Source organism: Streptomyces lushanensis (assembly GCF_001700515.1).
Lineage (GTDB): Bacteria > Actinomycetota > Actinomycetes > Streptomycetales > Streptomycetaceae > Streptomyces > Streptomyces lushanensis.
Genome location: NZ_MAUD01000561.1, coordinates 1 through 1,638 on the forward strand (window position 1 = coordinate 1; position 1,638 = coordinate 1,638).

Annotated in this window: 2 protein-coding genes and 1 pseudogene; all 3 read left to right on the plus strand. The window is 68.9% G+C overall.

The annotated features are described in order from the left end of the window. Window positions 1-287 (plus strand): amidohydrolase family protein (locus tag BFF77_RS31235; protein WP_169922749.1); only part of this gene is annotated, 287 nt, incomplete at its 5' end. A 227-nt stretch (window positions 288-514) separates the two neighbouring features. Beyond that, window positions 515-1,270, plus strand: a complete 756-nt coding sequence (locus BFF77_RS31240) for a response regulator transcription factor (RefSeq protein WP_066956799.1) — start codon at window positions 515-517, stop codon at window positions 1,268-1,270. 88 nt (window positions 1,271-1,358) lie between these two features. Beyond that, window positions 1,359-1,502: pseudogene (locus BFF77_RS38360) on the plus strand (hypothetical protein); the annotation flags it as partial. Window positions 1,503-1,638 lie beyond the last annotated feature (136 nt).

Sequence of the window (1,638 nt, forward strand, 5' to 3'; positions counted from 1 at the left end):
CGGAGTACTCGGACTTCCTGGCGCTCGCCGAGCGGTACGAGCAGGTCAGGCTGGACACGACCATGGCGTTCACGGATTTCAGCGAACGGTTCGCGCCATTTCCCGGGGAGGCGCGGGGACGGCTCGCGGATCTGGGGGACCGGATCCTGCTCGGGACCGACTTCCCGAACATCCCGTATCCGTACGCGCACCAGCTGGAGGCCCTGGAGCGGCTGGAGCTGGGCGGCGAGTGGCTGCGCGCGGTCTGTCACGGGAACGGAGCCCGGCTCTTCGGGCTGGACGGTTGAGAGCTGAGAGCTGAGAGCTGAGAGCTGAGAGCTTGAGGGCCGAGGGTGAGGGTGCGGGCCCGATGATTCCGGCCGCCGCCCCTGACGTCCCGTACCGCCTGTACGCGGCCTCGCCTGTATGCAGCCCCGCCCGTACGCGGCGCCCTGACAGCCGCGGCCACGTTTCTCAGGGAATTCACAGGGTTCGGAAAGAGGGATCTCAGAGGCACTCCGCAGGGTTGACCAGCATGACCATCACCTCGCCCCACGGGCGCACCCGCATGCTCAGGCCGGACGGCGGCCCTGTCCGTGTCCTTGTCGTCGACGACGAGAGCTCGCTCACCGAGCTGCTCTCCATGGCCCTGCGGTACGAGGGATGGGAGGTACGCAGCGCCGCCGACGGCGCGGGCGCGGTGCGTCGCGCCCGGGACTTCCGGCCCGACGCGGTGGTGCTGGACGTGATGCTGCCCGACATGGACGCGCTGGCCGTACTGGGACGGCTGCGGCGTGAACTGCCCCAGGTGCCCGTCCTCTTCCTCACGGCCAAGGACGCCGTGGAGGACCGGATCGCCGGGCTGACCGCGGGCGGCGACGACTTCGTCACCAAGCCGTTCAGCCTGGAGGAGGTCGTGGCCCGGCTGCGCGGGCTGATCCGTCGGTCCGGCACGGCGGCCGTGCGCGGTGAGTCGCTGCTGATCGTCGGCGATCTGACCCTGGACGAGGACAGCCACGACGTCAGCCGCGGTGGCGAGTCCATCCATCTCACGGCGACCGAGTTCGAGCTACTGCGCTATCTGATGCGCAATCCGCGCCGGGTGCTGAGCAAGGCGCAGATCCTCGACCGCGTCTGGTCGTACGACTTCGGCGGCCAGGCCAATGTCGTCGAGCTGTACATCTCCTATCTGCGACGGAAGATCGACGCCGGACGTCCGCCGATGATCCACACCCGGCGCGGGGCGGGATATCTGATCAAGCCCGGAGAGCCCGCCGACATACCTCGGTGAGCCCGGTGAGCCCGGTGAGTGCGATGAGCCCGGTGAGGACGGCAGCGATCCGTCACCGGCTTTCGCGCGGTTCGACCAGTACGTCACCGACGGGAAGATCCACCACTTCCTCTCCGGCGGCGGCGGTCCCGGTGGTGGCGACTCCGCCGTCACCGTCCGGGGCGAGGCCACCTTCAAGGAGGTCACCGTGGACGGTACGACTCTCCATGACCTGACCCGGACGGCGGTTTGACCACGACGCCGACCTGACACGACGACAACCACGTCTGTCACACCACCTGCCACACCTGTCACGGCGGCAGCGAGAAGGGCGGCGGAAACGACAGGGGCGGCGGAAACGGAGGCATCACGGGCAGACTCTCCCTCGG

Bases quoted from the DNA above. Each gene is read 5' to 3' on its own strand.
- BFF77_RS31240 (WP_066956799.1), top strand. From the start codon at position 515: ATGACCATCACCTCGCCCCACGGGCGCACCCGCATGCTCAGGCCGGAC.